At 66.8% G+C, this 2,640-nt stretch carries 4 protein-coding genes; all 4 read right to left on the bottom strand.

Going from position 1 to position 2,640, the window contains the following annotated elements; translation table 11 throughout:
* Positions 1-526: ATP-dependent Clp protease proteolytic subunit (locus tag ACRDPN_RS02195; protein ID WP_431445690.1), on the bottom strand; the 526-nt coding region annotated here is incomplete at its 3' end.
* Positions 523-1,101 (bottom strand): ATP-dependent Clp protease proteolytic subunit, encoded by a 579-nt coding sequence (locus ACRDPN_RS02190; RefSeq protein ID WP_431445691.1) that lies wholly within the window; start codon positions 1,099-1,101, stop codon positions 523-525. The genes ACRDPN_RS02190 and ACRDPN_RS02195, both read right to left, overlap by 4 nt.
* Before the next feature lie 117 nt (positions 1,102-1,218).
* On the bottom strand, positions 1,219-1,683 hold the full coding sequence (locus ACRDPN_RS02185) for an SRPBCC family protein (RefSeq protein ID WP_431445689.1): 465 nt from the start codon (positions 1,681-1,683) through the stop codon (positions 1,219-1,221).
* On the bottom strand, positions 1,676-2,640 hold a 965-nt coding region (locus tag ACRDPN_RS02180; protein ID WP_431445688.1), incomplete at its 5' end, for an esterase/lipase family protein. The genes ACRDPN_RS02185 and ACRDPN_RS02180, both read right to left, overlap by 8 nt.

Below are 2,640 nucleotides of genomic sequence, written 5' to 3'. Positions count from 1 at the left end.
TCTTGTCGCGCTCGATGTCGCGGCTGACGTCGTCGGCGCTCTGCCCCGTTGCATTGGCGATCATCTCCTCCAGCAGGGTACGCATGCGGATGATCTCGTTGGCCTGGATCTCCAGGTCGGAGATCTGTCCTCCGGTGCCCTCGGTGTACGGCTGGTGGATGAGGATGCGGCTGTTCGGCAGGGCATACCGCTTGCCGGGCACACCCGCGGCCAGAAGCACGGCGGCGGCCGAGGCGGCCTGGCCGAGGCAGACGGTCTGCACGTCGGGCTTGAGGTAGCGCATCGTGTCGTAGATGGCCGTCATCGCCGTGAAGGAGCCGCCGGGCGAGTTGATGTAGAGCTGGATGTCGCGATCCGGGTCCATCTGTTGCAGGCACAGCAGCTGGGCCATGACGGCGTTGGCGACGTCGTCGCTGATCGGCGTGCCGACGAAGATGATGCGGTCCTCAAACAGCTTGGCGTAGGGGTCGATGCGCCGGAACCCGTAGGACGTGCGCTCTTCCCACTGCGGGATGTAGTAGCTCATTTGAGGTCTCCTGCGCTCAGGACCACGTGGTCGATGAAGCCGTAGTCCACGGCCTGCTGGGGGGTGAACCACCGGTCGCGGTCGGAATCGAGCTCGATCTGGTCGATCGTCTGCCCGGTGTGGAGGGCCTGCAGCTCGTTGAGCTGCTTCTTGAGCAGCAGGCTCTGCTCGGCCTGGATCTTGATGTCGGACGCGGAACCGCCGATGCCGCCGGACGGCTGATGCATCATGATGCGCGCGTGCGGCAGGGCGTACCGCTTGCCCTTGGTGCCGGCCGCCAGCAGGAACTGCCCCATCGAGGCGGCCAGGCCCATACCGACGGTGACGACGTCGTTGGGGATGAACTGCATCGTGTCGTAGATGGCCATGCCGGAGTCGACCGAGCCACCGGGCGAGTTGATGTACAGAAAGATGTCGGACTTGTCGTCCTCGGCGTTGAGCAGGAGCATCTGGGCGCAGATCGCGTTGGCGTTCTGGTCCTTGACCTCCGAGCCGAGAAAGACGATGCGTTCCTTCAGGAGGCGCTGGTAGATGTGGCCGTCGAGGTCTTGCGGACCGAGGTCGCCAGCAGCCATGCTGCGCTGGGCCGGTTGGGGGTTCTCTGTGTTCACGTCCCCCAACCTAGACGGCGAGGGTGCGCGACACACGCGATGGCACCCCCTGTTCGCTGACGGCAGACGGGTGCCGACCGTCTATCGCTCGGCCTCGGCCTTGATGCGCGCCAGGGTCTCCTCCATGCCGGCGAACAGCTCGACGTCGTGCTCGTCGATGCCCCCGAGCGCAAGCGCCGCCGTGGCCTTGGAGAGGATCGCGCGTCGGCCACCCTTCAGGTCGCGCCTCTCGATGACCAGCGTGCCGTCGCCCTCCGGCGCAAGATCATACGACCAGAAGGTGGAGGAGCCGGTGACGTAGAACGCGAGACGCTTCTCGGGCACGAACTCGGTGATCTTGCTGGCAGTGGGCCAGAAGAAGCCCTTGCGCTTGTTGATGTTGATGCTGCGCGTACCGGCCCCGATCTCGTCGCCGAAGAACCTCTGGCGCCAGATCTCTGGGCTCCACTCGTTCATGCGGCGCTGGTCGGACACAATCGCCCAGACCCGCGCGGGCGGCGCGTCGATGTGGATGCTCGCTTCGAGGGGCGCGACGCGCTCAGGCATGGTCGTCGGCCTTTCCGGACGTGGTCAGCTCGCGGGGGTTTCTGACGCGGGCGTTGAGCCACTCGACGATCCAGTCGGCGATCTGCGGATGGTTGAGCAGAGCGAAGTGGTGCGCACTGGGGATGTACTCGAACCGAGCTCCGTCGACGATCGGACCCGTGCGCCCGACGCCCGTGGCCGAGGAGAAGTGCACCAGGAGGTCACCGACGACCGAGCTGAACGGGTGCCGCTGGGAGGCACCGAGGGTGGCGGCCACGAAGTGGTACTCGGCGTGCGCGAGCGGCGCCGCGGCGATGCGGTCGAGGCCCCATTGGCGGGTGAGGTCCTGACCTTCCCACTCGACATCGCTGATGTAGCCGTGTCGCAGTTCGACGATTCCGGCCGAGCGCGACTCGAGGATGGCGCTGAACGGTTTCGTCTCCGGCACGAACCGGAGCACTCGCGAGCCGACGTGCGCGACCTTCTCGAGTGCGGCTCCGCCGTGCGGTGTGCCCAGGCACACCACGTCGCGGACGAGACGGTGCCACGTCTGGCCGGAGGCAGTGGCGTGGTTGGTGGCCGCGCGGGCGACGAGCCCGCCCATCGAGTGACCGACCAGCGTGATGCGCGTGACGGCGACCGGCCACGCCTCGACGAGCTGTTGAAGCAGGACGTCGAGGTGCTTGCCGTTCTCGGAGACATGGAGGCCGGTGTTGTAGCGGATCATGACCGGGGTTCCGTCGGTCTCGGCTCGCAGCCGTGACGGGTAGGTGGCTCCGCGAGTACGTTCACCGAGCGACCAGGACTCGTCGTCCTCGCACAGGCCGTGCAGGAAGACGACGAGATGGCTGGAACCACCACGGAAGGCCTCGGCGACCTGCCAGCCGGTGGCCGGGACGTCGGCACCGTCCTTGCGGACCGCCATGACGATCGCCTGCGGGTCGTCGAGCATGCGCAGCTCGTCGCCGATGAGTCCGT

The sequence above is a fragment of the Aeromicrobium sp. genome (assembly GCF_050700635.1).
GTDB lineage: Bacteria > Actinomycetota > Actinomycetes > Propionibacteriales > Nocardioidaceae > Aeromicrobium.
This window is presented reverse-complemented; position numbering and strand designations above follow the sequence as displayed.